The sequence below is a fragment of the Paracoccus pantotrophus genome, assembly GCF_008824185.1.
GTDB lineage: Bacteria > Pseudomonadota > Alphaproteobacteria > Rhodobacterales > Rhodobacteraceae > Paracoccus > Paracoccus pantotrophus.
Genome location: NZ_CP044423.1, coordinates 24,662 through 48,886 on the forward strand (window position 1 = coordinate 24,662; position 24,225 = coordinate 48,886).

23 protein-coding genes are annotated in these 24,225 nt (G+C 70.3%); 12 read left to right on the top strand and 11 right to left on the bottom strand.

All coding sequences use genetic code 11. The features are described from left to right. Nucleotides 1-117: 117 nt before the first annotated feature. Together ESD82_RS00140 and ESD82_RS00145 are read right to left on the bottom strand one after the other, a co-directional pair. Nucleotides 118-1,227, bottom strand: a complete 1,110-nt coding sequence (locus tag ESD82_RS00140; protein ID WP_147428620.1) for a ParB/RepB/Spo0J family partition protein — start codon at nt 1,225-1,227, stop codon at nt 118-120. Continuing rightward, on the bottom strand, nt 1,224-2,528 hold the full coding sequence (locus tag ESD82_RS00145) for an AAA family ATPase (RefSeq protein WP_028709961.1): 1,305 nt from the start codon (nt 2,526-2,528) through the stop codon (nt 1,224-1,226). The genes ESD82_RS00140 and ESD82_RS00145 overlap by 4 nt, the downstream gene beginning before the upstream one ends. A gap of 482 nt (nt 2,529-3,010) precedes the next feature. Here ESD82_RS00145 and ESD82_RS00150 point away from each other — a divergent pair, with 482 nt between their 5' ends. The 8 genes from ESD82_RS00150 (at nt 3,011) to ESD82_RS00185 (ending at nt 9,613) form a co-directional block, all read left to right on the top strand. Beyond that, the gene (locus ESD82_RS00150) at nt 3,011-3,685 is read left to right on the top strand and encodes a DnaA N-terminal domain-containing protein (protein WP_024843707.1); all 675 of its coding nucleotides are present in this window, start codon (nt 3,011-3,013) and stop codon (nt 3,683-3,685) included. Between the two features lie 81 nt (nt 3,686-3,766). Then, a complete protein-coding gene (locus ESD82_RS00155; protein ID WP_147428617.1) occupies nt 3,767-4,024 on the top strand; it encodes a PepSY domain-containing protein in 258 nt (85 codons plus the stop codon). Between the two features lie 159 nt (nt 4,025-4,183). After that, nucleotides 4,184-5,146, top strand: coding sequence for a biotin synthase BioB (gene bioB, locus ESD82_RS00160; protein ID WP_147428615.1), 963 nt, complete (start codon nt 4,184-4,186; stop codon nt 5,144-5,146). Further along, on the top strand, nt 5,143-6,264 hold the full coding sequence (locus ESD82_RS00165) for an aminotransferase class I/II-fold pyridoxal phosphate-dependent enzyme (protein WP_147428613.1): 1,122 nt from the start codon (nt 5,143-5,145) through the stop codon (nt 6,262-6,264). The genes bioB and ESD82_RS00165 overlap by 4 nt, the downstream gene beginning before the upstream one ends. Next, nucleotides 6,261-6,878, top strand: a complete 618-nt coding sequence (gene bioD, locus ESD82_RS00170) for a dethiobiotin synthase (RefSeq protein WP_147428611.1) — start codon at nt 6,261-6,263, stop codon at nt 6,876-6,878. The genes ESD82_RS00165 and bioD overlap by 4 nt, the downstream gene beginning before the upstream one ends. Then, nucleotides 6,878-8,161 (top strand): adenosylmethionine--8-amino-7-oxononanoate transaminase, encoded by a 1,284-nt coding sequence (gene bioA / locus ESD82_RS00175; protein ID WP_147428609.1) that lies wholly within the window; start codon nt 6,878-6,880, stop codon nt 8,159-8,161. The genes bioD and bioA overlap by 1 nt, the downstream gene beginning before the upstream one ends. After that, nucleotides 8,158-8,766 carry a pimeloyl-ACP methyl esterase BioG family protein gene (locus ESD82_RS00180; protein ID WP_147428607.1) on the top strand — a complete coding sequence of 203 codons (609 nt, stop codon included), beginning with the start codon at nt 8,158-8,160 and terminating at the stop codon, nt 8,764-8,766. Before bioA ends, ESD82_RS00180 begins: the two co-directional genes overlap by 4 nt. A gap of 103 nt (nt 8,767-8,869) precedes the next feature. Further along, complete coding sequence (locus ESD82_RS00185; protein WP_147428605.1) at nt 8,870-9,613, top strand: methyltransferase domain-containing protein; 744 nt, start codon at nt 8,870-8,872, stop codon at nt 9,611-9,613. On the opposite strand, the gene ESD82_RS00190 is transcribed toward ESD82_RS00185, so the two are convergent. The 7 genes from ESD82_RS00190 to dld all read right to left on the bottom strand — a co-directional run bounded on the left by ESD82_RS00190 (nt 9,610) and on the right by dld (nt 17,319). After that, the gene (locus ESD82_RS00190) at nt 9,610-10,275 is read right to left on the bottom strand and encodes a GntR family transcriptional regulator (RefSeq protein ID WP_024843715.1); all 666 of its coding nucleotides are present in this window, start codon (nt 10,273-10,275) and stop codon (nt 9,610-9,612) included. The two genes, ESD82_RS00185 and ESD82_RS00190, sit on opposite strands and share 4 nt — an antisense overlap. Nucleotides 10,276-10,329: 54 nt before the next feature. Next, on the bottom strand, nt 10,330-10,899 hold the full coding sequence (locus tag ESD82_RS00195; protein WP_147428603.1) for a 2'-5' RNA ligase family protein: 570 nt from the start codon (nt 10,897-10,899) through the stop codon (nt 10,330-10,332). A 50-nt stretch (nt 10,900-10,949) separates the two neighbouring features. Then, nucleotides 10,950-11,606 (bottom strand): LutC/YkgG family protein, encoded by a 657-nt coding sequence (locus ESD82_RS00200; protein ID WP_114669223.1) that lies wholly within the window; start codon nt 11,604-11,606, stop codon nt 10,950-10,952. Next, entirely contained in the window at nt 11,603-13,012 is a 1,410-nt protein-coding gene (locus ESD82_RS00205) for a lactate utilization protein B (protein ID WP_024843718.1), read from the bottom strand. Before ESD82_RS00205 ends, ESD82_RS00200 begins: the two co-directional genes overlap by 4 nt. Continuing rightward, nucleotides 13,009-13,779, bottom strand: coding sequence for a (Fe-S)-binding protein (locus tag ESD82_RS00210; RefSeq protein ID WP_147428601.1), 771 nt, complete (start codon nt 13,777-13,779; stop codon nt 13,009-13,011). Before ESD82_RS00210 ends, ESD82_RS00205 begins: the two co-directional genes overlap by 4 nt. A gap of 10 nt (nt 13,780-13,789) precedes the next feature. Next, complete coding sequence (locus ESD82_RS00215) at nt 13,790-15,556, bottom strand: L-lactate permease (protein WP_147428599.1); 1,767 nt, start codon at nt 15,554-15,556, stop codon at nt 13,790-13,792. Between the two features lie 77 nt (nt 15,557-15,633). After that, nucleotides 15,634-17,319, bottom strand: coding sequence for a D-lactate dehydrogenase (gene dld, locus ESD82_RS00220; RefSeq protein ID WP_147428597.1), 1,686 nt, complete (start codon nt 17,317-17,319; stop codon nt 15,634-15,636). Between the two features lie 210 nt (nt 17,320-17,529). Here dld and ESD82_RS00225 point away from each other — a divergent pair, with 210 nt between their 5' ends. The 4 genes from ESD82_RS00225 to ESD82_RS00240 all read left to right on the top strand — a co-directional run bounded on the left by ESD82_RS00225 (nt 17,530) and on the right by ESD82_RS00240 (nt 20,661). Continuing rightward, entirely contained in the window at nt 17,530-18,303 is a 774-nt protein-coding gene (locus ESD82_RS00225) for an FCD domain-containing protein (protein ID WP_024843723.1), read from the top strand. A gap of 63 nt (nt 18,304-18,366) precedes the next feature. Next, entirely contained in the window at nt 18,367-18,645 is a 279-nt protein-coding gene (locus ESD82_RS00230; RefSeq protein ID WP_024843724.1) for a hypothetical protein, read from the top strand. A 127-nt stretch (nt 18,646-18,772) separates the two neighbouring features. After that, entirely contained in the window at nt 18,773-20,149 is a 1,377-nt protein-coding gene (locus tag ESD82_RS00235) for a GntP family permease (protein WP_147428595.1), read from the top strand. Continuing rightward, nucleotides 20,137-20,661 carry a gluconokinase gene (locus tag ESD82_RS00240; RefSeq protein ID WP_309473516.1) on the top strand — a complete coding sequence of 175 codons (525 nt, stop codon included), beginning with the start codon at nt 20,137-20,139 and terminating at the stop codon, nt 20,659-20,661. The genes ESD82_RS00235 and ESD82_RS00240 overlap by 13 nt, the downstream gene beginning before the upstream one ends. A 51-nt stretch (nt 20,662-20,712) precedes the next feature. Here the strand turns inward: ESD82_RS00240 and ESD82_RS00245 are convergent, their stop codons facing one another. Together ESD82_RS00245 and ilvD are read right to left on the bottom strand one after the other, a co-directional pair. Continuing rightward, a complete protein-coding gene (locus ESD82_RS00245; protein ID WP_147428593.1) occupies nt 20,713-22,143 on the bottom strand; it encodes a cryptochrome/photolyase family protein in 1,431 nt (476 codons plus the stop codon). Between the two features lie 157 nt (nt 22,144-22,300). Beyond that, nucleotides 22,301-24,139, bottom strand: coding sequence for a dihydroxy-acid dehydratase (gene ilvD, locus ESD82_RS00250; protein WP_024843728.1), 1,839 nt, complete (start codon nt 24,137-24,139; stop codon nt 22,301-22,303). Nucleotides 24,140-24,225 lie beyond the last annotated feature (86 nt).

Sequence of the window (24,225 nt, forward strand, 5' to 3'; positions counted from 1 at the left end):
GCAGAATAACCCCATTTTGCGGATCACTGGAAGAGGGGCTTTTCACCCCCCTGCCCCGATGCCCCATCCCGGCTGCCGGGGACCGCGGCCGGGGCCGGACCTTCCCCGCGGGGAAGGTCAATCCAGGCTCTCCAGCATCACCCGCACCGCCGCCTCCAGCTTGCGCCGGTCCACGGCCGAGAAGTCGCGCGGCAGCCGGATCTCCAGCCGCCCGTTCGAGGCGGTGCATTTGGCACTGCCCTGCGGCCGCTGGATCTGGAAGCTGATGCGGGCCTTCCCCGCGGGGACGGTCGGCGTGGTGCTGCGCGGCGCGGCGGCCGGCGATTCCGCGTCGCCCGCCAGCCCGGCATAGCGGCGCAGCAGCTCCAGCTCGTCCTTGACCGAGCGCGAATCCCAGTTCTTCAGCTCGGCCCGGATCGCCGCCGCCGTGCCCGGCACCTCGTCCAGCCGTTGCGCCAGCGCCAGCCCCAGCGCGCGCGGGATATCGGGCGCGTATAGCAAGGCATCGCCCAGGGCCTCGACCAGCCGGATGAAGCTGCGGATATAGCTGCGCTTCTGGTAGCCGGCGGATTTGAACAGGATCGCCACCGCCTTCTCGGGGTCGCTCTCCTCGGTCACCGGGTCCATGGCGTAATGCAGCGCCAGCTGCGCCATCTCGGCGAAAGAGATGTCCTTGCGCACCATGTTCTCGTCGACCATGCGCCGGTATAGCCGCTCCAGCTCGTCGCCGCGCGCCGCGATGCCGGCCGGGATGCGGCCCCATTTCTCGACGTCGCCCGTCTCCTCCAGCAGCTGGCGATAGGCCGAAAGCCGGCGCCAGCCCTGGATCAGCTCATAGCGGCCGCCCTCGGCCGGCTCGACCCGGATCGGGTTCGACAGCCCGATGTCGCGGATCGACTCGACCAGTTCGGTCAGCTCGTAATCCGGCCCCGCGGCGCGGTCGCGGATCAGCTTCTGCGCGTCGATGGCGTCCAGCGGGATCAGGTCGGTGATCAGCCCGGCCCGCTTCAGCCGCACATGTTCCTGGGCCAGCGCATCGTTCTCGGCCCGGATCTGCGCCTCCAGCCGGGCGCGGTCGCGGGTGGATTCCGCCGTCTCGGTGATGGCGGTGGCCATCGGGCCGCGGCGATGCTCCTTTTCCTCCTTCCCCGCGGGGAAGGTTTCCGGCGCGACCTCGGCGGGCTCGTCCGGCATCTCGATTTCGAACATGCGGCGTTTGCGGCTCATGCCTCATCCTCCAGCTTGTCCCAGGCCGCGACGACATGGGATTTGAACTCCTCATAGGCCTGGTCGAAGGTCGCCCGCGCCCGGCGCCAGGTGCCGCGCGTCATCTCGCGATAGTCGATCTCGTAGATCGAGCTGAGGAACCGGCCCGATTGCTCGACCGCGCGCGTGAGCTCGATCGGGTGCTGGGCCATGTGCTGGCCGAAGACCTGCTGGAAGGCGCCGTACATCGCCTGGTGCAGCTCGTTCGACGGCTCGTAGCGCGTCATCAGGAAGCGGATGTCGGCAAAGGCCTTGGGCAGCCTGATCTTCCCCGTGGGGAAGTTTTCGAAGCCATGCGACAGGTCTTCCAGCGCCTCGGAGAGCTGGCCGATGAAGCTGGTGGTCGAGTCGTATTCCCAATAGCCGGGGCCCGAGGGGATATAGAGCATGTCGGCGGCAAAGACCGCGTTCATCGACTGGTAGCCGATGGCCGGCGGGCAGTCGAACAGGATCAGGTCATAGGCATCGTCCGCCAGGCTGTCGAGAAAGCGCGACACCGCGCCGAAGAAGGTCCATTCCGGGTTCAGGTGCCGGTACTGGGCGCTGGCGAACTCGACGAAGGCGGCATTGGCGCAGCTCGGGATGATGTCGATGGTCGGCCAGGCGGTCGGCTTGATGAAGTCCGCCGGGCGCAGCATGCCGAGCCCCATGTCGCGGATCGAGGCCGGCAGCTTGCGCTGGGGCAGGGCGGTGCCCGACTCGGCGCCGCGGGCGGCGGCGTTCATGCGGTCGGTCTCGCGTTCCAGGTCGCGGGCCATGATGCCCCAGACGGTATGGTCCTCGCCCACGTCGGTCAGGCCCATGGAATGGCTCAGCGTCGCCTGCGGGTCGAAATCGACGACCAGCACCCGGTAGCCGTCCAGCGCCGCGGCATGGGCAAAGTGCAGCGCCACGGTCGACTTGCCGGCGCCGCCCTTGAAATTGGCGATGGCGGCGCGGAAGGCGCGCTTGCCCTCGGGGCGCCAGGGCATCAGCGTCTTGCGGTTGATGCGGATGCGGCGGCGCAGCTCGTTGATCTCGTCGAGCGAGAACCAGCGCTGGCGGCCATCCTCCTCGACTTCCCCGAGGGGAAGGTTCGGCTCGGCGGCGAGCTTGCCGCGGAAGGTGGACTGGTTGATGCGGAAGATCAGTTCGGACACCTCCCAGCTCGAGAAGCGGCGCAGCGTCTTCTCATTGGCCGGGCTGAAGGTCTGGCGCCGGATCCAGCCCTGCATCTTCAAGGATTGCGCCTGCAGCTTGGCGAGGTCTTCGTGCGTATACATAGGATGCCTGTATTTTTAGGACGCAGATTATCTTCCGTTTCGCTTTTACGCCGGATTTGCACATTTGGCAAAAGGCGTTTTAATGGAATGGTCAGGATGCGGAGATTGCGGGGTTTTCCTGCGTCGCCCGGCGAATCGCCCGGCGAATCCCGGCGCCGCAAAACCCGGAACGCTAACGCGGCAATGGGGGACGGGTTGGCGCGTTGCACCCCGGATTGGGGGACAAAACCGCGGCAATGGGGGACGGCCTGAATGACCCCCTATACCATTTGATACCGATTTTCTTTGATGATTTGGTCCGGGAAATCCGGCCGGCGGGGAATCGCTTGACAGAATCGGATTTCAGGACGCAAATACGAAAGGGATAACGAAAAGCGTTTCAAACGGTGCCAAACCGACGCGGTCATCCGGTCTTGCCCCGATGGGCAGGGCGAGGCGGGCAGATGGAAGGCAGCCGGGAATACCGGGGCGCAGGAGCAGACATGCAGGTGATGCGTGCCGTCGGCCGAGAGGCGGCGGCGAAGAAATATGACTTGCTCTCGGCCATGATGGCGCATGGGCTGGCCGGCGACAAGCATCGCCAGCGCCTGGTGCTGCGGCTGATGGCACTGATCACCACCCGCTACAACTGGCAGCGCGACGAACTGACCATCGGCCAGCGCGAGATCGCCCGGCTGTGGTGCGTCGACGAACGCACCGTCAAGCGCGAGATGGCCAAGCTGCGCGCCCTGGGCTGGATCGAGATCAAGCAGCAGGGCGCACGCGGCCGGGTGTCGGTCCTGGGCCTGAACCTGGAGCGTATCCTGTTGGATACAAAGCCGGAATGGCCGAATATCGGCCCGGATTTCGTCGAGCGGGTCGGCGGCAAGCGCGCCGAGCCGACGAGCAATGTCGTGCCGCTGCACCGGCCCGAGCCGATGCCGGCCGAGGGGCTGTGGGCCGAGGCGCGCGCCCGGCTGGCCGAGGAGGATCCGGCGCTGTTCGACGCCTGGTTCGCCGGGCTGATCGAGGCCGAGCGCAGCGAAAGCTGCCTGACGCTGTTCGCGCCCAGCCGCTTTCACGCCAATTACGTCCAGACGCATCTGCTGGAGCGGCTGCGCATCGCCGTGCAACGCTGCGACGGGCGCGTCGGCAAGCTGCGCATCCTGGGCCCGTGAAGGCGCGGGCGCAGCAAGCGGGCTGTCAGCCCGGCCCTGCTATTGCGGCGGCGCGAAAACGCAAATGCAGGAGAAAGAATCATGCGCCCGTCGCTGGGCGCCGCGGCCCTGATCACCCTGGCCTGTCCCGTCGCCGCGCTTGCCGATCGCCCTGTGCCGCGGGCGGACTGGCGCCCCGTCGAGGGGCTGGAGGCCCGGCTGAAGGGGCAGGGCTGGCCGGTCCATAATGTCGCCGTCGAGGACGGCTGCTATGAGGTGCATGGCAAGGACGAAACCGGCCGCCGGGTCGAGGTGCCGTTCCATCCCGCCAGCCTGGCAGAGCTGGGCATGGATGACTGAACCGGCTTCCGGATCGGGGGGGCAGGCGCAAGCCGTTGAAAGGTCAATATTTTCTTGCCACCATCCCGGCCCGATAAATAATAGATAATATATCCAGATTAACAGGGCGCGATTCCGGTTTTATAGATACTCCCCGATTCAAGGCTCAGGGAGGTATCCATGCCCCAGCAATCGCGCCGCGCCGCCGAGATCTATCGCCAGCCTCTGATGGACCTGCTGTTCCAGGCCCAGACCGTGCATCGGGCGCATTTCGACCCGAATGTCGTGCAATGCTCGAAGCTTCTGTCGATCAAGACCGGCGGCTGCCCCGAGGATTGCGCCTATTGCTCGCAATCGGCGCGCAACGGCTCGGAACTCTCGGCCTCGAAGCTGATGGAGGTCGAGCGGGTGCTGGCCGAGGCCCGGCGCGCCAAGGAAGCGGGGGCGACGCGCTATTGCATGGGCGCGGCCTGGCGGTCGCCCAAGGAACGCGACATGCCGGCGGTGCTGGCAATGATCCGCGGCGTCAAGGCGCTGGGGATGGAGACCTGCATGACGCTGGGCATGCTGGACGCGGACCAGGCGCTGCGGCTGAAGGACGCGGGGCTGGATTATTACAACCACAATATCGACACCTCGGAACGCTATTATTCCGAGATCATCACCACGCGCAGCTTCCAGGACCGGCTGGACACGCTGGAGCGGGTGCAGGCGGCGGGCATCCATGTCTGCGCCGGCGGCATCGTCGGCATGGGCGAGACCGAGGCGGACCGCATTTCCATGCTGGAGACGCTGGCCGGGCTGGAGGTGCCGCCGCAATCGGTGCCGATCAACATGCTGATGCCGATGGCGGGCACGCCGCTGGCCGATGTGCCCAAGCTGGACCCGATCGAGATGGTGCGCACCATCGCCACGGCGCGCATCCTGATGCCGACATCCCATGTGCGGCTGTCGGCCGGCCGGTCCGAGATGAGCGACGAGATGCAGGCGATGTGCTTTTTCGCCGGCGCCAATTCGATCTTCGTCGGCGATGTGCTGCTGACCGCCGGAAACCCGGGCGAGGACAAGGATGCGCGGCTGTTCGCCAGGCTGGGGCTGCGGGCCGAGGTGCCGGAGGCGTCGCGGGAGGGCTGCGCGGCATGAGCTTTTCCCGGCACGGGGCGGCGCTGGAGGCCTTGGTGCGGCGCGGGCGGCTGCGCCGGGTGGCGCCGGCGGCGGGGCTGGACTTCGCCTCGAACGACTATCTGGGGCTGGCGGGGTCGGCACTGCTGGCGCGGTCGGCGCGGGATGCGCTGGCGCGCGGCGTGCCGGTGGGCGCCGGGGGGTCGCGGCTGCTGCGCGGCAACCATGCCGAGCATCAGGCGCTGGAGGCCGAGGCGGCGGATTTCTTCGGCGCCGAGGCGTGCCTTTACATGGGCGGCGGCTTCCAGGCCAACCAGGCGATCTTTTCGGCGCTGCCGATGCAGGGCGACCTGGTGCTCCATGACGCGCTGGTCCATGCCAGCGCGCATGAGGGGATGCGGCTGGGCCGGGCGGAATGCCGCGGCTTTGCCCATAACGATGCCGGCGACGCGGCGCGGGTGATCGCCGAGTGGCGCGATGCGGGCGGCCGCGGCCGGGCCTGGATCGCGGTCGAAAGCGTCTATTCGATGGAGGGCGACCTGGCGCCCTTGCCGGCTTTGGCCGCGCTGGCCGCGCGCGAGGACGCAGTGCTGGTGGTCGACGAGGCGCATGCCACCGGCGTTTTCGGCCCGCAGGGCAGGGGGCTGGCGCATGGGCTGGGCTGCGCGCTGGTGAGCCTGCATACCGGCGGCAAGGGGCTGGGCGGCTCGGGCGCGCTGGTCTGCGCCGACCGGGTGCTGGTCGAGACCTTGGTGAACAAGGCGCGGCCCTTCATCTATGCCACCGCGCCCTCGCCTTTGTCGGCGGCGGTGCTGCGCGCGGCCTTGCGGGCGCTGGCGGAGGTGCCGGCGCTGGTCGCGGGCGCGCGGGCGCGCATGGCGCTGGCGGCCGAGGCGGCGCGGGGTTGCGGCATCGCGGTGCAGAGCCAGATCGTGCCGGTGATCGTCGGCGACGACCGGCGGGCTTTGGCGCTGGCCGGGGCCTTGCAGGCGCAGGGCTTCGACATCCGCGCCATCCGGCCGCCGACCGTGCCGAAGGGGACGGCGCGGCTGCGCCTGTCCGTCACCGGCAATGTCGGGGCGGAGGATATCGCGGCGCTGTTTGCGGCCATCGCGGCGCTGGAAAGGGCGGCGGCATGAGCGCGGTGGTGGTCGCCGGCACCGATACCGGCATCGGCAAGACCGTGTTCAGCGCCGGGCTGACCCGCGCGCTGGGCGCGAGCTATTGGAAGCCGGTGCAGGCCGGGCTGGAGGAGGAGACCGACAGCGAGATCGTGGCGCGGCTTTCCGGCCGTCCGGTGCTGCCCGAGGCCTATCGGCTGCGCCTGCCGGCCTCGCCGCATCTGGCGGCCGAGCGCGAGGGGGTCGCGATCGACCCGGTGCGGCTGGCCTTGCCCCCGGTGGCCCCGCTGGTGGTCGAGGCGGCGGGCGGGCTGATGGTGCCGCTGACCCGGCGCCTGCTTTACCTGCAGGTGATCGCCGGCTGGGGCGCGCCGGTGGTGCTGTGCTGCCGCACCGCCTTGGGCACCATCAACCATTCCCTGCTGTCGCTGACGGCGCTGCGGGCGGCGGGCTGCCGGGTGGCGGGCGTGGCCTTCATCGGCGCGGAGGCCGAGGACAGCCGCCGGGTGATCTGCGAGATCGGCGCGGTGCGCGACCTGGGCCGGCTGCCGCTGCTGGAGCAGGTGACGGCCGAGGCGCTGGCCGATGCCTTTGCCGGCATCGACGTGGCGGCAATCCGGGGGGTGCTGTGATGCGGGATCTGGCGTTCGACCGGCGGCACCTGTGGCATCCCTATGGCTCGATGCGCGCGCCGGGGCCGGTGCATGAGGTCGCGGCGGCCGAGGGGGTCTGGCTTACGCTGGCGGATGGGGCGCGGATGATCGACGCCATGTCCTCCTGGTGGGCGGCGGCGCATGGCCATCGCCACCCGCGGCTGGTCGCGGCGATGCAGGCGCAGCTGGAGCGCCTGCCGCATGTGATGTTCGGCGGGCTGACGCATGGGCCGGCCGTCGGGCTGGCGCGGCGGCTGGTCGCGATGCTGCCGGCGGGGCTGGATCGGATCTTTTACAGCGACAGCGGCTCGGTCGCGGTCGAGGTGGCGCTGAAGATGGCGGTGCAGGCCCAGGCCGGGCTGGGGCAGGCGGGGCGGACGGGTTTCGCCAGCGCCCGCGGCGGCTATTACGGCGATACCTGGAAGGCGATGAGCCTCTGCGATCCCGAAACCGGGATGCATGCCCATTTCGGCGCCGCCTTGCAGGTGCAGCATTTCGTGCCGCGCCCGCCCATTCCCTTCGGTGCGGAATGGGACGAGGATCCGGCGCGGAACGGGCTTGCCGCGGTCGAGGCGCTGTTTGCCGAGAAGGCGCATGAGATCGCCGGCTTCATCGTCGAGCCGGTGGTGCAGGGCGCGGGCGGCATGTGGTTCTATCACCCGCGCTGGCTGGAGGGGCTGCGCGCGCTGTGCGACCGGCATGGCGTGCTGCTGATCCTGGACGAGATCGCCACCGGATTCGGCCGCACCGGCACGCTGTTCGCCATGCAGCGCGCCGGGGTGGTGCCGGATATCCTGTGCCTCGGCAAGGCGCTGACCGGCGGCATGATGAGCTTTGCCGCCACCGTCGCGTCAGGCCGGGTGGCCGAGGCGATTGCGGAGGGGCCGGCGCCGGTGCTGATGCACGGGCCGACCTTCATGGGCAATCCGCTGGCCTGCGCCGCGGCCTGCGCGAGCCTGGACCTGCTGGCCGAGGGCGGCTGGCAGGGGCAGGTCGCGGGGATCGAGGCGGGGCTGCGCCGCGGCCTTGCCCCGGCGCGCGGGTTGCCCGGCGTGCGCGATGTGCGGGTGCTGGGCGCCATCGGGGTGATCGAATTGCGCGAGCCCGTCGATATGGCGCGCGCGCATGGCTTTTGCCGCGACAGCGGGGTGTGGCTGCGGCCCTTCGGGCGGCTGCTTTACTGCATGCCGCCCTTTGTCGCGGCGCCGGACGAGGTGGCGCGCATCTGCGCCGCCATGGTCGAGATCGCGGGCTGGCCATGAGGGCGGAATGGCTGAAGCGCGCGGGCGCCGAGGAACTGATCGTGGTGCTGACCGGCTGGGCGGTGGGGCCCGAGCCGTTCCGGCACCTGGCCGGTCCGGCCGATGTGCTGGTGCTGTCGGATTACCGCGACCTGACACCGCCGGACTGGCCGCGGGGCTATGCGGCGATGGACCTGGTCGCCTGGTCCTTTGGCGTGGCGGCGGCCTGCCGGCTGCCGGGGCTGGACCTGTTCCGCCGCAAGGTGGCGGCCTGCGGCTCATGGGCGCCCTGCGACGACGATCTGGGCATCCCGCGGGACGTGGTGCGGGCCACGGCCGAGAACCTGTCGCCGGCCGCGCTGCGGCAATTCGGTCGGCGGGCGGGCTGCGCCGTCGCCGCGGGCGCCGATCCCGCCGCGCTGCGCGAGGAATTGCAGGCGGTGATGGGCTGGGATGCCGGGCAGGTGCCGGGCTTCGACCGCATCTGGCTGGGCGCGGCCGACCGCATCTTTGCGCTGAGGAACCTGCGCCGCGCCTGGCAGGGCTGGCCGGTCGAGATGCGGGTGCTGGATCGCGGGCACAATCCCTTTGCGCAATGGCGCGACTGGGCCGAGGTGCTGGCATGAGCCGGGCATCGGCATTCGCGCTGGCCGGGGGGCATGGGTGCGGCCCGAAAGGCGCGGGCCGGGGGAAGCCCTTGCCCTGCCGCCCCATGCCGGGGGCCGGGGCATGAATACGCTGGCCGGGCGGGTGGCGCGGTCCTTCGCGCGCGGCATGGCGACCTATGACGGCGCGGCGCTGGCGCAAAGGCGGATCGCGGCGCGGCTGTTTGCGGCCTATCGCCGCGCCGCGCCGGGGCATCGGCCGACGCGGGTGCTGGAGGCGGGCCATGGCTCGGGCCATCTGACCCGGCACTTGCTGGGGCTGCGGCCGGCGCGGCTGTGGCTGAACGACCTGGCGGCGCCGGAACTGCCGGGGGTCGCGGCGGATTACCTGCCGGGCGACGTGGCCGAGGTGGCGCTGCCGGGGGCGGTGGACCTGGCGGCCTCGGCCTCGATGCTCCAATGGGTCGAGGATCCGGCGCGGGTGATGGCGCGGCTGTGCGGGGCGGTGGCGCCGGGCGGCTGGCTGGCGATTTCGGGCTTTGCGCCGGGGCATTTCCCGGAACTGCGGGCGCTGGGCAGCCGGGCGGCGGCGCCGTCCTATCTGACCGGGGCCGGGATGGCGGCGCTGCTGCCGCCGGGCTGGCAGGGCCATGGCGCGGGGGAATGGCGGATCGTGCTGCATTTCCCCGGCGCGCTGGAGGTCTTGCGGCATCTGCGCGCCACCGGGGTCAACGGCTGCGCCGGGCAGTTCCGCTCGCCCGGCGCGCTGCGCGACTTCATGGCCCGTTACGAGGCGCGGCATGGCGGGGCGCGGGGCGTTGCGCTGACCTATGTCGCAAGCTGGCTGGTGGCGCGGAAGGCGGCCTAGCCGTGGATGGCGAAGGCGTCGCGCTTGTCGCTGGCCGGGGGGGCCGGGCGGCGGCCGATCCAGCGCACATGGCGCGCCAGCGTGGCGCAGGCCAGGTCCACCTCGCCCTTGCGCAGCGCGGCCAGGATGGCGCGGTGGTCGTGGTCGGTGCGCGTTTCCCAGTTCGACTGCCAGGCGGCGAACAGGAAGCGGGCGCTGGCGGCATGCAGGTCGTCGATGGCGGCGAGCAGGCGCGGCATGGCGCAGGGGGTCAGGATCAGCTTGTGGAACCGGCGGTTCGCCGCCTCCCACGAGCGCACGTCGCGCGAGGCGTCGCCGGCCTTGGTCGCCTCCTCGGCGGCATTGAGGATCGCCGGGGTCAGGTGCGGCGCGGCGTGGCGCAGCGCGAGTTCTTCCAGCGCGGCGCGCATCTCGGCCACCTCCTTGACCTCGGGCAGGTCGAAGGCGGCGACGCGGACGCCGCGGCGCGGTTCGCTGATGGCGAGGCCCTGGGCTTCGAGCCGGCGGAAGGCTTCGCGCACCGGGACGTGGCTGGCGCCGAATTCCTCGGCGATGCGGTCCTGGCGCAGGCGCTCGCCCGGGCCGATCTCGCCCGCCACGATCCGGTCGGCCAGCACGCGGCTGATGCGGACCGCCAGGGTTTCTTCTGATCCTGCGCTCATGGCGGCATGGATAAGCCGGGGGGCGGGGATTGTCGATAAGGCTTCGGGGCCGTTTCAGGGCAGCGGCCAGCGCGCCAGCGGAACATGCCGGCCCAGCCCCTGCAGGCTGTCGATCAGCACCAGCTCGTCCACGCGCCAATGCACGGGCGGCACGGCGATGCCCTCGGGCGGCAGGGGTTTGCCATAGGCCAGCGTCACATGCGGGGTGACGCGGTGGCGGGCGACGGCCAGGCCGGCATGGGCGAGGCGCCGCCAGAGCGCCTGGCACAGCGCGTCGGGGGCGGGGTGTTCCTGCCGGCCGACCAGCACCAGCGGCCGGTCGCGCCGGCGCGGCGGGCCGAAGGTGGTCAGCCGGTCCAGCACCAGGTCGAAGGCGGGGAAGTCGAGCCCGTCCAGCGGCCGGCCAAGCGCCTCGGCCATGCCCGGCGCCAGCTGCGGGGTGCGGATCACCGGCAGGATGGTCATGTGCAGCGTGGCGCGGCGGAAGCGGTCGCGGCGGTTCGCGAGCCGCCAGGCATCCTCGATCCGTGCCGCGACCTCGGGCGGCGGGATGGCGACGAAAAGCAGGAAATGCTCGCGCGGCGTTTCCTGCTGCATGTCCTGCGCTTGCGCGGCGTCTTGCATGGCGGCCCTCCGATCGGGTGCCGCCATGCTAGGGCAGATCGGGGCGGCGGTCAGCCCGGTTCCGCCCCGGCCTCGGCGATCAGGATCACGTGCAGGAAGCCGGGGCCATGGGCGCCGCGGACATAGCTGCCCTCGATATCGGTGGTGCCGCTGGGGCCGGTGATCAGGATGGCGTTGCGCGGCACGGCCTGCGCGGAAAGGCGGGCGGCGTAGTCTTCCAGATAGGGCAGCAGCGTGGCTTCGCGCAGCAGCACGATATGGTGCAGCGGCAGGAAGGCCATGAGGATCGGGTTTTCCGGTCCCGAATGGATGACCAGCGAGCCGCTTTCGGCGATGCCGTGCAGCGCGAGGCCGAGCGCCGCGGGCTCGTCCGGGGCGATGCCCGGATGCGGGGCGAGGCCCGACCAGTCGAGCGCCGCCAGTTCCGGCGCGGGCTGCATGGCGAAGCGGGGCGGCAGGCCATGGGCGTCGAGATAGCGGGCCATGGCCCGCGGCAGCTCGGCCAGGCTGCCGATGCGGTCGATGCTGGTGCCGAGCGCGGTCGCCTTCTGCGCGAAGGCGTCGGGCAGGCTCGGCGCGGCCAGGCGCGGGCGGGCGGCGTCGGGATCGTCGAGCAGGGCGGCGGCCTCGGCGGCGATCTGCGCCGGCGGCTTGCCGGGGCCGAGGGCCGTGCGGATCGCCGAGAGGATGCGGGTGCGGGCGGTCATTTGCGGGCCTTTTGCTGGGCGCGGTATTGATCCATGAAGCTTTGCGGCGCCGGGCGGGGCAGGTCGCGATGCGCGGTCCAGCCCCCGGCCAGCGGCAGGCGCGCGATCCAGCCGCCCTTGCCGAACAGCCGCATCAGCGGCAGGCCGATGCGGGTCGCCAGGCGATAGAGCCGCGGGCGGCGGGCGACTTGCGCCCAGATCCCGATGCCGGCGCGGAGCGATCCGGGCTCCAGCCCCTCGCGCCAGCTGCGGCGGCGCCAGGCGCGCAACAGCGTCGGCAGTGGGATGCCGACCGGGCAGACCTCGGCGCAGCGGCCGTTCATGGTGCAGGCATTGGGCAGGTCGCGCGAGGCCGCGAGCCCGTCCAGCACCGGCGTCAGCACCGAGCCCATCGGGCCGGGATAGGTGCCGCCATAGGCATGGCCGCCGATCTGGCGATAGACGACGCAATGGTTCATGCAGGCGCCGCAGCGGATGCAGCGCAGCATCTCGCGGAACTCGTCGGCCAGCATCCGGCTGCGGCCGTTGTCGACCAGCACGATATGCATCTCCTCGGGACCGTCGGCATCGCCGGGGCGCCTGGGGCCGGCATGGAAGGTGGTGTATTGCGTCATCTCGCCGCCCGTGGCGGAGCGGACCAGCAGGCGCAAGAGCGCGAAGGCATGCGCGGTCGAGGGCACCAGCTTTTCGATCCCCGCGGTCACGATATGGATGCGCGGCGGCGTGGTGGTCAGCTCGGCATTGCCCTCGTTGGTGACGGTGCAGGTGGCGCCGGTATCGGCGACCAGGAAATTCGCGCCGGAGATGCCGATATCGGCGGACAGGAATTTCTCGCGCAGCACCCGGCGGGCGCTTTGCACCATGGTCGCCGGATCCTCGGCGGCGGGGGGCGGCTGGTGGCCGGTCTTGAAAAGCTCGGCCACCTGTTCGCGGGTGCGGTGCATGGCGGGCCAGATGATATGCGAGGGCGCCTCGCCCGCCAGCTGGATGATATGCTCGGCCAGGTCGGTCTCGACCCGCTCGATGCCGGCATCGGCCAGGGCATGCGGCAGGCCGATTTCCTCGCCCAGCATGGATTTGGCGCGGGTCACGAGCTTCGCCTCGGCGGCCAGGCAGATGCGGGTGACGATGGCGCGGGCCTCGGCATCGTCGGCAGCCCAGTGGACCTGCGCGCCGCGGGCGGTGGCGTTTCGCTCGAACTGTTCCAGATAGTGGCCCAGATGGGCGGTGACATGGTCCTTGATCGCCTGGCCGCGGGCGCGGGCGGTCTCAAACTCGGGAAAGGCGGCCAGGGCGGCGGCGCGCTTCCTTTCGGCATTGCCGGTGGTGCGGTCGATGGCGACCTTCAGCACCGGGTCGGCCAGGGCCGCCCCGGCGCGGGTCTTGAAATCGGGCCGGGCGCTCATGATGCATCCTCGCCGATGGCGGGGCCGTCGGCGCGGCCGGCCAGCACCTCGACCGCGTGGAAGCAGCGGGTCTTTGCGCCGCGGCGATGCAGTTTGCCCGCCATGTTCATCAGGCAGCCGAGATCGCCGGCCAGCAGGATCTCGGCGCCGGTTCCCTCGACGGCCTCGGCCTTTTCGGTGACGATGGCGTTCGAGATGTCGGAATATTTCACGCAGAAGGTGCCGCCGAAGCCGCAGCAGACATCGTTGCCGGGCAGGCCGCGCATTTCCAGCCCCTCGACATGGCTGAGCAGCGCGCGGGGCTGGGCGGCGATGCCAAGCTCGCGCAGGCCCGAGCAGCTGTCGTGATAGGTGGCGGAGGCATTGAGCCTCCGCCCCGCGGGCGCGTAGCCCATGACATCGCAGAGGAAGCTGGTGATCTCATGGGTTTTCGCGGCCATGGCTTGGGCGCGGGCGGCCCAGTCCGGGTCGCCCGCCAGAAGCTCCGGATAGCCATGCACCATGGTCGCCGCGCAGGAGCCCGAGGGCAGCACGACATAGTCGTAGCCCTCGAACGCCGCGATGGTCTGGCGGGCCAGATGCGCCGCGTCGCGGTCGTCGCCGCTGTTCAGCGCCGGCTGGCCGCAGCAGGTCTGGGCCTGCGGCACCTCGACCACGCAGCCCGCCTCCTGAAGAAGCTGGAGGGTTGCGAAGCCGATCTGCGGGCGGATGGCGTCGACAAGGCAGGTCACGAACAGACCGACCGTCGGTTTTGGCTCTCCGGTCATGGGCTTTCCCCTAGTTGGTCACGGCGGCCGGGACGGCGCCGCGGTTGCGCGACATGAAGAACAGCACGGCAGCGGCCCAGATCGCGGCGGCGGCCCACCACATCAGGTTGCCGGTCAGCAGCGCAAAGCCGATCAGCCCGCCCTGCACCACGTAATAGGCCATGGGGATCAGGGTCTTGCGGATGATCGCGCCCTCGCGGTCCACAAGGCCGACGGTGGCCGAGGCGGCGACGACGTTATGCACGCAGATCATGTTGCCGGCCGCGCCCCCGATGGCCTGCAGCGCCACCACGGTGCCCGCGCCCGCCGCCCCCAGGCCGATCTGCTCGGCGGTCGAGAACTGGAACAGCGAGAACATCATGTTGCTGACCGTGTTCGAGCCGGCGACGAAGGCGCCCATGGCGCCGATCAGCGGCGCGAACATCGGCCAGGCATCGCCCACCACCGACGAGACGCCCTGCGCCAGCACGATGGGCATGCTGGCATAGCTGTCCGAGGCCGAGTTCAGGAACACCTGCACCATCGGCACCGCCAGCAGCAGCGCCGGGGCGGCGGCGATCATGGTCGTGCCCGAGGATTTCAGCGCCCGGCCGTAGTCGCGCCCCGACATGCCATGCAGCACGAAGGTAAAGAGCGAGGCCAGGATCAGGATCGTGCCGGGCAGGAACAGCACCTGCACCGAGGCGTTGATCCCCGAGCCGAACAGGTCGCGGAAGGCGATGGTCATCTCGGGCGAGGTCAGCCAGGCCTTGATCGGCGCGACCGAGCGGGTCAGGACCAGCAGGGCGACGACGAAGACATAGGGCGCCCAGGCCTTGGCCAGCGGCATCACCGGCTTGTGGGCATTGTGATCCTCGAGATCGTCGAGCTTGCCGGTCCAGTCGGCGCCCCAGTCGCGGCGCGGCGGGAAGTCGAAGCTTTCCTTCGGGATCAGGAAGCCGCGCCGCGCCGCCGGCACCACGATCATGAGCCCGATGATGCCGCCCAGCAGCGAGGGGAATTCCGGCCCCAGGGTCGCGGCGATGATGTAATAGGGCAGGGTGAAGGCGAGGCCCGCGAAGAGCGCGAATTTCCAGATGCGGAAGCCCTCGGCAAAGGAGCGGTTGGCGCCGAAGAAGCGGGTCAGCATCCCGACTAGGATCAGCGGGATCAGGAAGCCGATCAGCCCGTGGATCATCGCGACCTTGGTGGCGATCTCCAGCAGGTAATCGCCGAAGGCCATCGGCGCGATGGTCGCCTCGACGATCTGCTGGTCGGCCAGGCCGGTGCGCACGCCGACCAGGATCGGCGTGCCGACCGCGCCGAAGGATACCGGCGTGCTCTGGATGATCAGCGTGACCATGACCGCGGCCATGGCGGGAAAGCCGATGGCGACCAACAGCGGCGCGGCGATGGCCGCCGGCGTGCCGAAGCCCGAGGCGCCCTCGATCAGCGAGCCGAAGAGCCAGGCGATGATGATCGCCTGCACCCGCCGGTCGGGCGAGATCGAGGTGAAGCCGGCCCGGATCGAGCGGATGCCGCCGCTTTCCTCCAGCGCATAGAGCATCAGGATGGCGCCGAACACGATGTAGAGCAGGCTGACGGCGGTCACGACGCCGTTCACCGTGGCGCCCAGAACCTTGTTCAGTTCCGTGCCCCAGATCAGCAGGGCGGTGGCGGCGGTGACGAGATAGGCCACCAGCATCGAGAACTTGGCCGATTTCGCCAGCACCACCAGCAGCACGAAGACCGTGGCGATGGGCAGCAGGGCCAGGATGAATGTGATAAGTCCAGCCATCTTTCCTCCTCAGATGGGGCGGGCGGTTCCGCCGTTGCGGGTGCGCAATGCTGCGCGGTCGTCTTGGATGGCGCGGCCTAGTGCCAATGCGCGCATTTCGAGGTCTGGCCGATGCCGGGGTTCAGGCTGTTGGTCGGGTCCAGCTGCCGGTAGAAGCCGGCCAGTTCCGGCTTGGCGTGGTAAAGGTGGCCGACATTGTGCTCGGCCGGGTATTCGGCGCCGCGTTCGTCCAAGAGCCGCCACATCTCATGCTCGACGGAGAGACAGTCCTGGCCCTTTTTCACCACGTAATCCTGGTGGAAGACGTGGCAGAAGAAATGCCCGTAATAGAGCTTTTTCGCGAGCTTCGCGTCGAGCTCGGGCGGCAGGCGCTCGACCCAGTCGCGGTCGTTGCGGCGCAGCGCGATGTCCAGCGCCACGATGTCCTCGACCTTGCGGGCATGGATGGCGCGGTAGCGCACGGCGGCGCCGGCCACGGCGAAACGGTGCAGGAAGGCGGCCTTGCCCTCGTCCGGGGTGCATTCGAACATGTCGCCCTGGGCCGAGGGGAAGATGGCTGAGAGATAGGCGCGGGCCTCGGCGATGCCGGCGCCGCCCATGCGCAGCAGCAGGTGATGCTCGTAGCGGTCGCGGAAATCGTTCATGCGCTTGGGCAGGTGCTGGGGCATCAGGGATGCGATCCCCTGCGCCAGCCGGTCGGATAGCGTCGCGCCCAGTCCCAGCCGCTCGGTCAGCGCGTCCATGCGCGCCTTGGCGGCGAACAGGGCCGGCATGCGGTCGGTGCCGGCATGGCGGATGAACAGGAAGGTGTCCTTGCCGTATTGCGCCGCGATGTCATAGGCTTCGCGGTGGATGTATTCGCCGGCGATGGGCAGGTTCTGGAAATGCGCCAGGATATGGCGGCGGATCCGGGTCAGCTCGTCGGGGTCGTTGCTGCCGATATAGAAGACCGCCGTGTCCTTTTCGGCCCGGAACGTGTCCAGCCGCACGGCGAAGACGGCAAGCTTGCCGGCGCAGCCCGAGGATTCGTGCAGCCGGCGCGGGTCGGCGTTGAAGCGGGCGGGCGTCTCGGCCTCGATGTCGCGGACATGCTCGGCATAGTCGCGGTCCGAGGCCCAGGCGTCGGTGGGCGCGGGGGCGGGCAATTCGCCCGTCTCGACCCGGGCCAGGATGTCCTCGGGCGTATCGCCCAGATCGAGGCCCAGGTGGTTGACCAGCGCCACCGAGCCGTCGGCGCGCACCTCGGCGTAAAGGCTCATCTCGGTATAGGCCGGGCCGCGCTGGATCAGCGCGCCGCCGGAATTGTTGCAGATGCCGCCCAGAACCGAGGCGCCGATGCAGGAGGAGCCGATCACGGAATGCGGCTCTCGTCCCAGCGGGCGCAGGCGCTTTTCCAGCGCGTCCAGCGTGGCGCCGGGCAGGCAGACCGCCTGTTCGCCGGCGCCGAGCAGGTGGATGCCCTTGAGGCGCATGACCGAGACCAGCACGATCTCGCGGTCGTAGTCATCGCCCCAGGGGGTCGAGCCGCCGGTGAGCCCGGTATTCGCCGCCTGCAGGATCACCGCGCGGCCCGAGGCGACGGCGGCGTTCAAGACCCGCCACATCTCGACCAGAGTGCCGGGGCGGACCACCGCGACCACCGGCCCCTCGCCATAGCGGAAGCCGCGGGTGTAGCGGCGGGTGGCGCGGGGCGCGGTCAGCACATGCGCCCGCCCGACGATGGCGCGCAGGCGGTCCAGCAGGTCCGCACGGTCTGCCGTCATGACTGTCCCCCCTTGATGCGATCAACCCGGCGCCGCATGGCACCGGCTGAGCAGATCGCTTTACCTTCCCTCTGTTATTGGTAAAATAATTTTACCGCTTGGGTCAAGTGGGAAATCCATTGCGCCGGACCCGGCGCTGCGGCTAATCTTCGGGACCGGAAGCCGCCGCTTAACCCCCTGAAATCGCGGCCGTTGCCAGAGGAGTCGCAGATGCCCAGCGAAGTGAACAAGGGCGCCCCCGCCGCGGAAACCACCGCGCGCCATATCGAGGATCTGATTCTCGAAGGCTCGCTGCGCCCCGGCGACCCGCTGCTGGCCGAGCGCGAGATGGCGCTGCGGCTGAACGTGTCGCGCCCGACGCTGCGCCAGGGCATCCGCATGCTGGAGGACAAGGGGCTGATCGTCGCCGATCCGGGCGGCGGGCGGCGGGTGGCGCCGCTGGCGACCAGCATCACCGATCCGCTGGTCGAGCTGATGGCCTCGCGCCCCGAGGTGGTGGACGATTACCTGGAACTGCGCGCCACGCTGGAGGGCATGGCGGCCAGCCTGGCGGCGACGCGGGCCAATGACGTGGATCGCCAGACCCTGAGCCGCTGCATGGAGCGCATCGACGAGGCCCATGACAAGGCCGACCCGCGCGACGAGGCCGAGGCGGATGTGGACCTGCATGTCGCGGTCTACGAGGCGAGCCACAATATCGTGCTGCTGCAGATCATGCGGGCGCTGTCGGGCATGCTGCGCAAGGGCGTGTTCCACAACCGCGAAAAGCTGTATGCAAGGCCCGAGGTGCGCGACGTGCTGCGCGCCCAGCACCGCGCCATCCATGACGCGATCATGGCCTGCGACGCGCCGGCGGCGGCGCGGGCGGCGCAGGACCACATGATCTATACCAAGCGCGTGCGCGCCGAGATCATGGCCGCCGAGGCGCGGCTGGAAATCTCGTTGCGGCGGATCGAGGGCGGCAGCCTGACCTCGCGGAACTGAACGGCTTTGCCGGTTCCGGCATCTGTGCCATCATGATTTCCGGTAACATCAGGGAAATCGCGCATGGACAGGATGGACAGGCTGGCTGCGCGGATCGACGGCCTTGAAGGCCGGGTGATCGCGCATCGCCGCACCTTTCAGAAGCTGCTGGAACTTTCGCCCGAGGATATGCGGGCCCAGATGCTGCAATGGCTGGAGGACCGCGAGGTGATGCTGGACGGCCAGGAGGATCCCGGCGCCCTGGCGGGCGAGGAGGCCGCGCTGGAGCTGGCGCTGTCGGACGAGATGCGCCTGCTGCATGATCTTGCCACCGCGTCGCGGCACCGGCGCGAAACATCTTAACTTTTCACCCGGCACCTGTTAACGCTAACGGCCACGAAAACCGACGGATGCCTGGCCGCCCCCTCAAGCCGCGGCGGACACGAGCCCAGGGCCGTCCCACGACCCTTTCGCTGGAGGAGCCTCTTTCATGAATTCTGTCGAGCCCGTTCACAGCACGGCCGTGCTGTTGCTGATCGCCCTGGCGGCGGTTCTTGTGCTGCTGGTCCTGATCATGCGGTTCCGGCTGCATGCCTTTGTCTCGCTGGTCCTGGTCAGCCTGATGACCGCCATGGTCGCGGGCATTCCCATGGCCGATGTCATCGGGGTGCTGATGCAGGGCTTCGGCTCGACGCTGGCGACGGTGGCGCTGCTGGTGGGTTTCGGCGCCATGATCGGCCGGCTGCTGGAGATCACCGGCGGCGCGCAGGTGCTGGCGGACCGGCTGATCGGCCAGTTCGGCGCCGAGCGCGCGCCTTTCGCGCTGGGCGTGGCCTCGCTGCTGTTCGGCTTTCCGATCTTCTTCGATGCCGGGCTGGTGGTGATGCTGCCGATCATCTTCAGCGTGGCTTACCGCTTTGGCGGCTCGGTGCTGCTTTACGCGCTGCCGGCGGCCGGGGCCTTTGCCGCCATGCACGCGCTGCTGCCGCCGCATCCGGGGCCGGTGGCGGCGGGCGACCTTCTGGGCGCGGATATCGGGCTTCTGGTGGTGGTCGGGCTGGTCGTGGCGCTGCCGACCTGGTTCTTCGGCAGCTACCTGTTCGGGCTTTGGGCCGGGCGGCGCTTCGTCCTGCCGATCCCGCAGATCCTGGGCGCGATCGATGCCGAGAGCCATGACCGCATCCCGCCCAGTTTCGGCACGGTGATGCTGGTGCTGCTGCTGCCGCTGGGGCTGATCTTCCTGAACACCGGGCTGGGCACGCTGGCGACCATGGGCGTCGTCGATGCCGGCGCGGGCTGGGTCACGGTGCTGCGGCTGATCGGCCAGACGCCCATCGCGCTCTTGATCACCGTGCTGGTGGCCATGGCGCTGTTGGGCCGGGGCCGCAGCGCGACCGAGATCGAGCGCATCATGGACAGCGCCCTGGCGCCGATCTGCGCCATCATCCTTGTGACCGGCGCGGGCGGCATGTTCGGCGGCGTGCTGCGCGCCAGCGGCATCGGCGAGGCGCTGGCCTCCAGCCTCGACGCGGTGGGCATGCCGCTGATCGTGGCGGCCTTCGTCATCTCGACGGCGCTGCGGGTGGCGCAGGGTTCGGCCACGGTGGCGCTGACCACCACCGCCGGGCTGATCGCGCCCACGGTGGCGGCGACGACGGGGCTGAGCGAGTTCGACCGCTGCTTCCTGGTGGTGGCCATCGCCGGCGGCGCGACCGTGCTGAGCCATTTCAACGATTCCGGCTTCTGGCTGGTCGGGCGCTTCCTGGAGATGGACGAAAAGACCACGCTCAAGACCTGGACGGTGATGGAGACGCTGCTGGGCAGCATCGCCTTTGGCTTCGCGCTGATCGGCTGGTGGCTGCTGTGAAGGGCGCGGTGCAGCATGTCGTGGTGATGGGCGTCTCGGGCGCCGGCAAAAGCACCACGGGCGAGGCGCTGGCCCGGCACCTGGGCTGGCCCTTCGTCGAGGGCGACAGCTTCCACCCCGAGGCCAATGTCGCCAAGATGCGCGCCGGCATTCCGCTGGACGACGACGACCGCGCGCCCTGGCTGCGGGCGCTGGCCGACGAGATCGCGCGCAACGAGGCGCTGGGCCGGCCCTCGGTCATGGGCTGTTCGTCGCTGAAGCGGGCCTATCGCGACATCCTGCGCGAAGGCGCGCCGCGGGTGCGCTTTCTGCACGTGCATGGCCCGCGCGAGCTGCTGGAGAGCCGGCTGTCGCATCGTGCGGGGCATTTCTTCCCCGCCAAGCTGCTGGATTCGCAGCTGGCCGCCTTGGAGCCGCTGGCGGCCGACGAGGATGGCGCGGTGGTGGACATGGCCCTGTCGGTCGAGGACCAGGTCCGGCAGGCCCTGCGCCTGCTGGGCCTGGAGGGCTAGGCTCGCGGGTTTCGCGATGCGCAGGACCGGGGCGGCACGGCCGCCGGCCGGTCAGGGGCCGGGGGCCTGGCGGCGGAAGGCGGCATGGGCCTTGAGCGCGCGGGCCCGGCCCTGGGCCAGCCCGCCGGGCGTGGCGCGGTCCTGCCAGGCGCGTGCCACCTCCCAGCCGGGCGGCAGGCTGTCGAGATAGGCCCGCGCCTCCTCGCCCTTGGCGCCTTGCCAGCCCAGCAGCCAGCGCCGGCGATAGCGGCCCTGCGGGTCGAATTGCGCGGCCTGCCGTTCGGGGTTGAAGATGCGGAAGAAGGGCGCCGCATCCGGGCCGCAGCCCGCCACCCATTGCCAGTTCATCGCATTCGCGGCCGGATCCCAATCGGTCAGGCTGTCGGCGAAATGCGCCAGCCCCAGCCGCCAGTCGGTCAGCAGGTGCTTGGTCAGCCAGCTGGCCGCCACCATGCGCACCCGGTTGTGCATCCGCCCGGTCACGCGCATCTCGCGCAGCCCGGCATCGACCAGCGCGATGCCGGTTTCGGCCCGGCGCCAGCGGGTCAGCGCGGCGCCGTCGCCCTGCCAGGGGAAATCCGCCCATTCCGGCCGCCAGGGCCTTTGGGCGAGCCGCGGAAATTCCACCAGCAGGTGCCAGGCGAATTCGCGCCAGATCAGCTCGGTCAGGAAGGCGGCGATGCCGGCGCCGGCGGCGGCATCGGCCTGGGCGCGGGCCGAGGCCATGGCCCAGAGGTCGCGCGGGCCGATCTCGCCCATGGCCAGATGTTCGGACAGGCCCGAGGTGGCGGCAAGGTCGGGGCGGTCGCGCTGCGCGGCGTAATCCGCGGCGCGGTCCAGGAAAGCGCCGAGCCGGGCCAGCGCCGCCGCCTCGCCCGCGGGCAGGGCGTGGCGTTCCAGCACCGCGCGGCCGCGATGCAGGTCCGGCGCCAGCTCCAGCCGGTCGGGCGCGAGGCCCTGCGGCGGGTCGGCCAGCGGCGCGAGCCTTGCGGTCTCGGCAACGGGCCGGTCGGGGCCGATGGCGCGCAGGGCGCGGGCGAAGGGGGTGAAGACGCGATAGGCGCCGCCCGAGCCGGTGCGCAGGGCGCGGGGATGGGCAAGCAGGTGGCCCGGATGCAGCACCAGCCGCGCCGGCGTGCCGGCCAAGGCCCGGCCCAGCCGCTGCTGCGCGGCGAGGGTGGCGGGCTCGGGCCAGTCGTTGCGATGCACGGTCTGCGCGCCGATGCGGGCAGCGAGGGCGGGCAGGATGGCCTCGGGCTCGCCCTCCAGCACCAGCACGGCCGCGCCATGGCGGCGGCGCAGCTCGGCGTCGAAGGCCAGCAGGGCACGCTGGAGCCGCCAGCGGCTGGCCGCGCCCTGCGCCCGCAAGGCGGCGTCGATCAGGAAGACCGGCAGCACCGGCCCCGCCTTGGCGGCGGCGGCCAGGGCGGCATTGTCCCGGAAACGGAAGTCGCGGCAAAGCCAGAGGATGCTGGGCGGCATGGGCAGGGGTCCGGCTGGGGCTCGCCGCCGGCCGGCGAGCAGTTTCGCGCGCCGGCGCCGGGGACGCGGACGATGGCGGCCGGGAAGACCGGCCCCGGAAGGCGGGCGCGCGCAGGGCCGGGCCGGCCGGGCCGGCGCCGCGCGCGAAAGGGGGCCGTTATTCCGGCAGGATGCGCACCGCGCCCTTGTCGGCCGAGGCGGCGAATTGCGCATAGACCCTGAGCGCGGCCGAGACCTGGCGCTGGCGCGGCTGCGCGGGCTTCCAGCCCTTGGCGTCCTGTTCGGCGCGACGCGCGGCCAGCTCGTCCTCGGGCACCGCCAGGCGGATCGAGCGGTTGGGGATGTCGATCTCGATCAGGTCGCCGTCGCGCACCAGGCCGATGGTGCCGCCGGCCGCCGCCTCGGGGCTGACATGGCCGATGGAAAGGCCCGAGGTGCCGCCCGAGAAGCGCCCGTCGGTGATCAGCGCGCAGGCCTTGCCCAGCCCCTTCGATTTCAGGTAGCTGGTCGGATACAGCATTTCCTGCATGCCCGGCCCGCCCTTGGGGCCTTCGTAGCGGATGACCACCACGTCGCCGGCCTCGACCTTGCCGGTCAGGATGCCCGAGACGGCGGCGTCCTGGCTTTCATAGACCTTGGCCTTGCCGGAAAACACCAGGATCGATTCGTCCACGCCGGCGGTCTTCACGATGCAGCCGTCCGGCGCGATATTGCCCTTGAGCACGGCCAGCCCGCCATCCTTGGAGAACGGCGCCTTGGCCGAGCGGATCACGCCCTTTTCGCGGTCGAGGTCCAGGTCGGGCCAGAGCGTCGCCTGGCTGAAGGCCACCTGCGTCGGCACGCCGCCCGGCGCGGCCAGGAACAGCTCGCGCGCCTGCGGATCGTTGCTGCGGGCGATGTCCCATTGGTCGATGGCGGCGCCGATGGTGGGGGCATGCACGGTCGGGCAATCGCGGTCGATCAGCCCGGCGCGGTCCAGTTCCCCAAGGATCGCCATGATGCCGCCGGCGCGATGCACGTCCTCCATATGGACATTGGCGGTGTTCGGCGCGACCTTGCACAGGCAGGGCACCCGGCGCGACAGCGCGTCGATGTCGTCCATGGTGAAATCGACCCCGCCCTCCTGCGCGATGGCCAGGAGGTGCAGCACGGTATTGGTCGAGCCGCCCATGGCGATGTCCAGCGACATGGCGTTCCGGAACGCCGCCTTGCTGGCGATGGCGCGCGGCAGGACGCTTGCGTCGTCCTGTTCGTAATGGCGGCGCGTCACCTCGACGATGCGGCGGCCGGCTTCCAGGAACAGGGTCTTGCGCAGGGCATGGGTGGCCAGCGTCGAGCCGTTGCCGGGCAGCGACAGGCCAAGGGCTTCGGACAGGCAGTTCATGGAATTGGCGGTGAACATGCCCGAGCAGGAGCCGCAGGTCGGGCAGGCGGCCTCCTCGATGGCGGCAAGGTCGGCGTCCGAGACCTTGTCGTCGGCGGCCGCGACCATGGCGTCCACCAGGTCCAGCGAGACCTTGCGCCCGTCGCCCAGCGTGACCTTGCCCGCCTCCATCGGCCCGCCCGAGACGAAGATCGCCGGGATGTTCAGCCGCATCGCCGCCATCAGCATGCCCGGCGTGATCTTGTCGCAGTTCGAGATGCAGACCATGGCGTCGGCGCAATGCGCGTTGACCATGTATTCGACCGAGTCGGCGATCAATTCGCGCGAGGGCAGGGAATAGAGCATCCCGTCATGGCCCATGGCGATGCCGTCATCGACCGCGATGGTGTTGAATTCCTTGGCGATGCCGCCGGCCGCCTCGACCTCGCGGGCGACCATCTGGCCCAGATCCTTCAGATGCACATGGCCCGGCACGAACTGGGTGAAGCTGTTCACGATGGCGATGATCGGCTTGCCGAAATCGCTGTTCTTCACCCCGGTCGCACGCCAGAGGCCGCGGGCCCCCGCCATGTTGCGGCCGTGGGTGGTGGTGCGGGAACGGTATGCGGGCATGGCTGGGTTCTCTGTCGTCTGATTGTCCGTGCTGAGCGGCCAGTATCACGAAGGAATTGGCGAGGTTATCCCTTATCACGCTGGAC

Excerpts from the sequence above, each read along its gene's own strand:
- ESD82_RS00140 (WP_147428620.1), bottom strand. The coding sequence starts at position 1,227 with ATGAGCCGCAAACGCCGCATGTTCGAAATCGAGATGCCGGACGAGCCC.
- ESD82_RS00145 (WP_028709961.1), bottom strand. The coding sequence starts at position 2,528 with ATGTATACGCACGAAGACCTCGCCAAGCTGCAGGCGCAATCCTTGAAG.
- ESD82_RS00205 (WP_024843718.1), bottom strand. The coding sequence starts at position 13,012 with ATGAGCGCCCGGCCCGATTTCAAGACCCGCGCCGGGGCGGCCCTGGCC.
- ESD82_RS00195 (WP_147428603.1), bottom strand. The coding sequence starts at position 10,899 with ATGCAAGACGCCGCGCAAGCGCAGGACATGCAGCAGGAAACGCCGCGC.
- ESD82_RS00235 (WP_147428595.1), top strand. The coding sequence starts at position 18,773 with ATGAATTCTGTCGAGCCCGTTCACAGCACGGCCGTGCTGTTGCTGATC.
- ESD82_RS00150 (WP_024843707.1), top strand. The coding sequence starts at position 3,011 with ATGCAGGTGATGCGTGCCGTCGGCCGAGAGGCGGCGGCGAAGAAATAT.
- bioA (WP_147428609.1), top strand. The coding sequence starts at position 6,878 with ATGCGGGATCTGGCGTTCGACCGGCGGCACCTGTGGCATCCCTATGGC.
- ESD82_RS00200 (WP_114669223.1), bottom strand. The coding sequence starts at position 11,606 with ATGACCGCCCGCACCCGCATCCTCTCGGCGATCCGCACGGCCCTCGGC.
- bioD (WP_147428611.1), top strand. The coding sequence starts at position 6,261 with ATGAGCGCGGTGGTGGTCGCCGGCACCGATACCGGCATCGGCAAGACC.
- ESD82_RS00185 (WP_147428605.1), top strand. The coding sequence starts at position 8,870 with ATGAATACGCTGGCCGGGCGGGTGGCGCGGTCCTTCGCGCGCGGCATG.
- ESD82_RS00190 (WP_024843715.1), bottom strand. The coding sequence starts at position 10,275 with ATGAGCGCAGGATCAGAAGAAACCCTGGCGGTCCGCATCAGCCGCGTG.
- ESD82_RS00230 (WP_024843724.1), top strand. The coding sequence starts at position 18,367 with ATGGACAGGATGGACAGGCTGGCTGCGCGGATCGACGGCCTTGAAGGC.
- ESD82_RS00225 (WP_024843723.1), top strand. The coding sequence starts at position 17,530 with ATGCCCAGCGAAGTGAACAAGGGCGCCCCCGCCGCGGAAACCACCGCG.
- bioB (WP_147428615.1), top strand. The coding sequence starts at position 4,184 with ATGCCCCAGCAATCGCGCCGCGCCGCCGAGATCTATCGCCAGCCTCTG.
- ESD82_RS00155 (WP_147428617.1), top strand. The coding sequence starts at position 3,767 with ATGCGCCCGTCGCTGGGCGCCGCGGCCCTGATCACCCTGGCCTGTCCC.
- ESD82_RS00215 (WP_147428599.1), bottom strand. The coding sequence starts at position 15,556 with ATGGCTGGACTTATCACATTCATCCTGGCCCTGCTGCCCATCGCCACG.
- dld (WP_147428597.1), bottom strand. The coding sequence starts at position 17,319 with ATGACGGCAGACCGTGCGGACCTGCTGGACCGCCTGCGCGCCATCGTC.
- ESD82_RS00180 (WP_147428607.1), top strand. The coding sequence starts at position 8,158 with ATGAGGGCGGAATGGCTGAAGCGCGCGGGCGCCGAGGAACTGATCGTG.
- ESD82_RS00210 (WP_147428601.1), bottom strand. The coding sequence starts at position 13,779 with ATGACCGGAGAGCCAAAACCGACGGTCGGTCTGTTCGTGACCTGCCTT.
- ilvD (WP_024843728.1), bottom strand. The coding sequence starts at position 24,139 with ATGCCCGCATACCGTTCCCGCACCACCACCCACGGCCGCAACATGGCG.
- ESD82_RS00165 (WP_147428613.1), top strand. The coding sequence starts at position 5,143 with ATGAGCTTTTCCCGGCACGGGGCGGCGCTGGAGGCCTTGGTGCGGCGC.
- ESD82_RS00245 (WP_147428593.1), bottom strand. The coding sequence starts at position 22,143 with ATGCCGCCCAGCATCCTCTGGCTTTGCCGCGACTTCCGTTTCCGGGAC.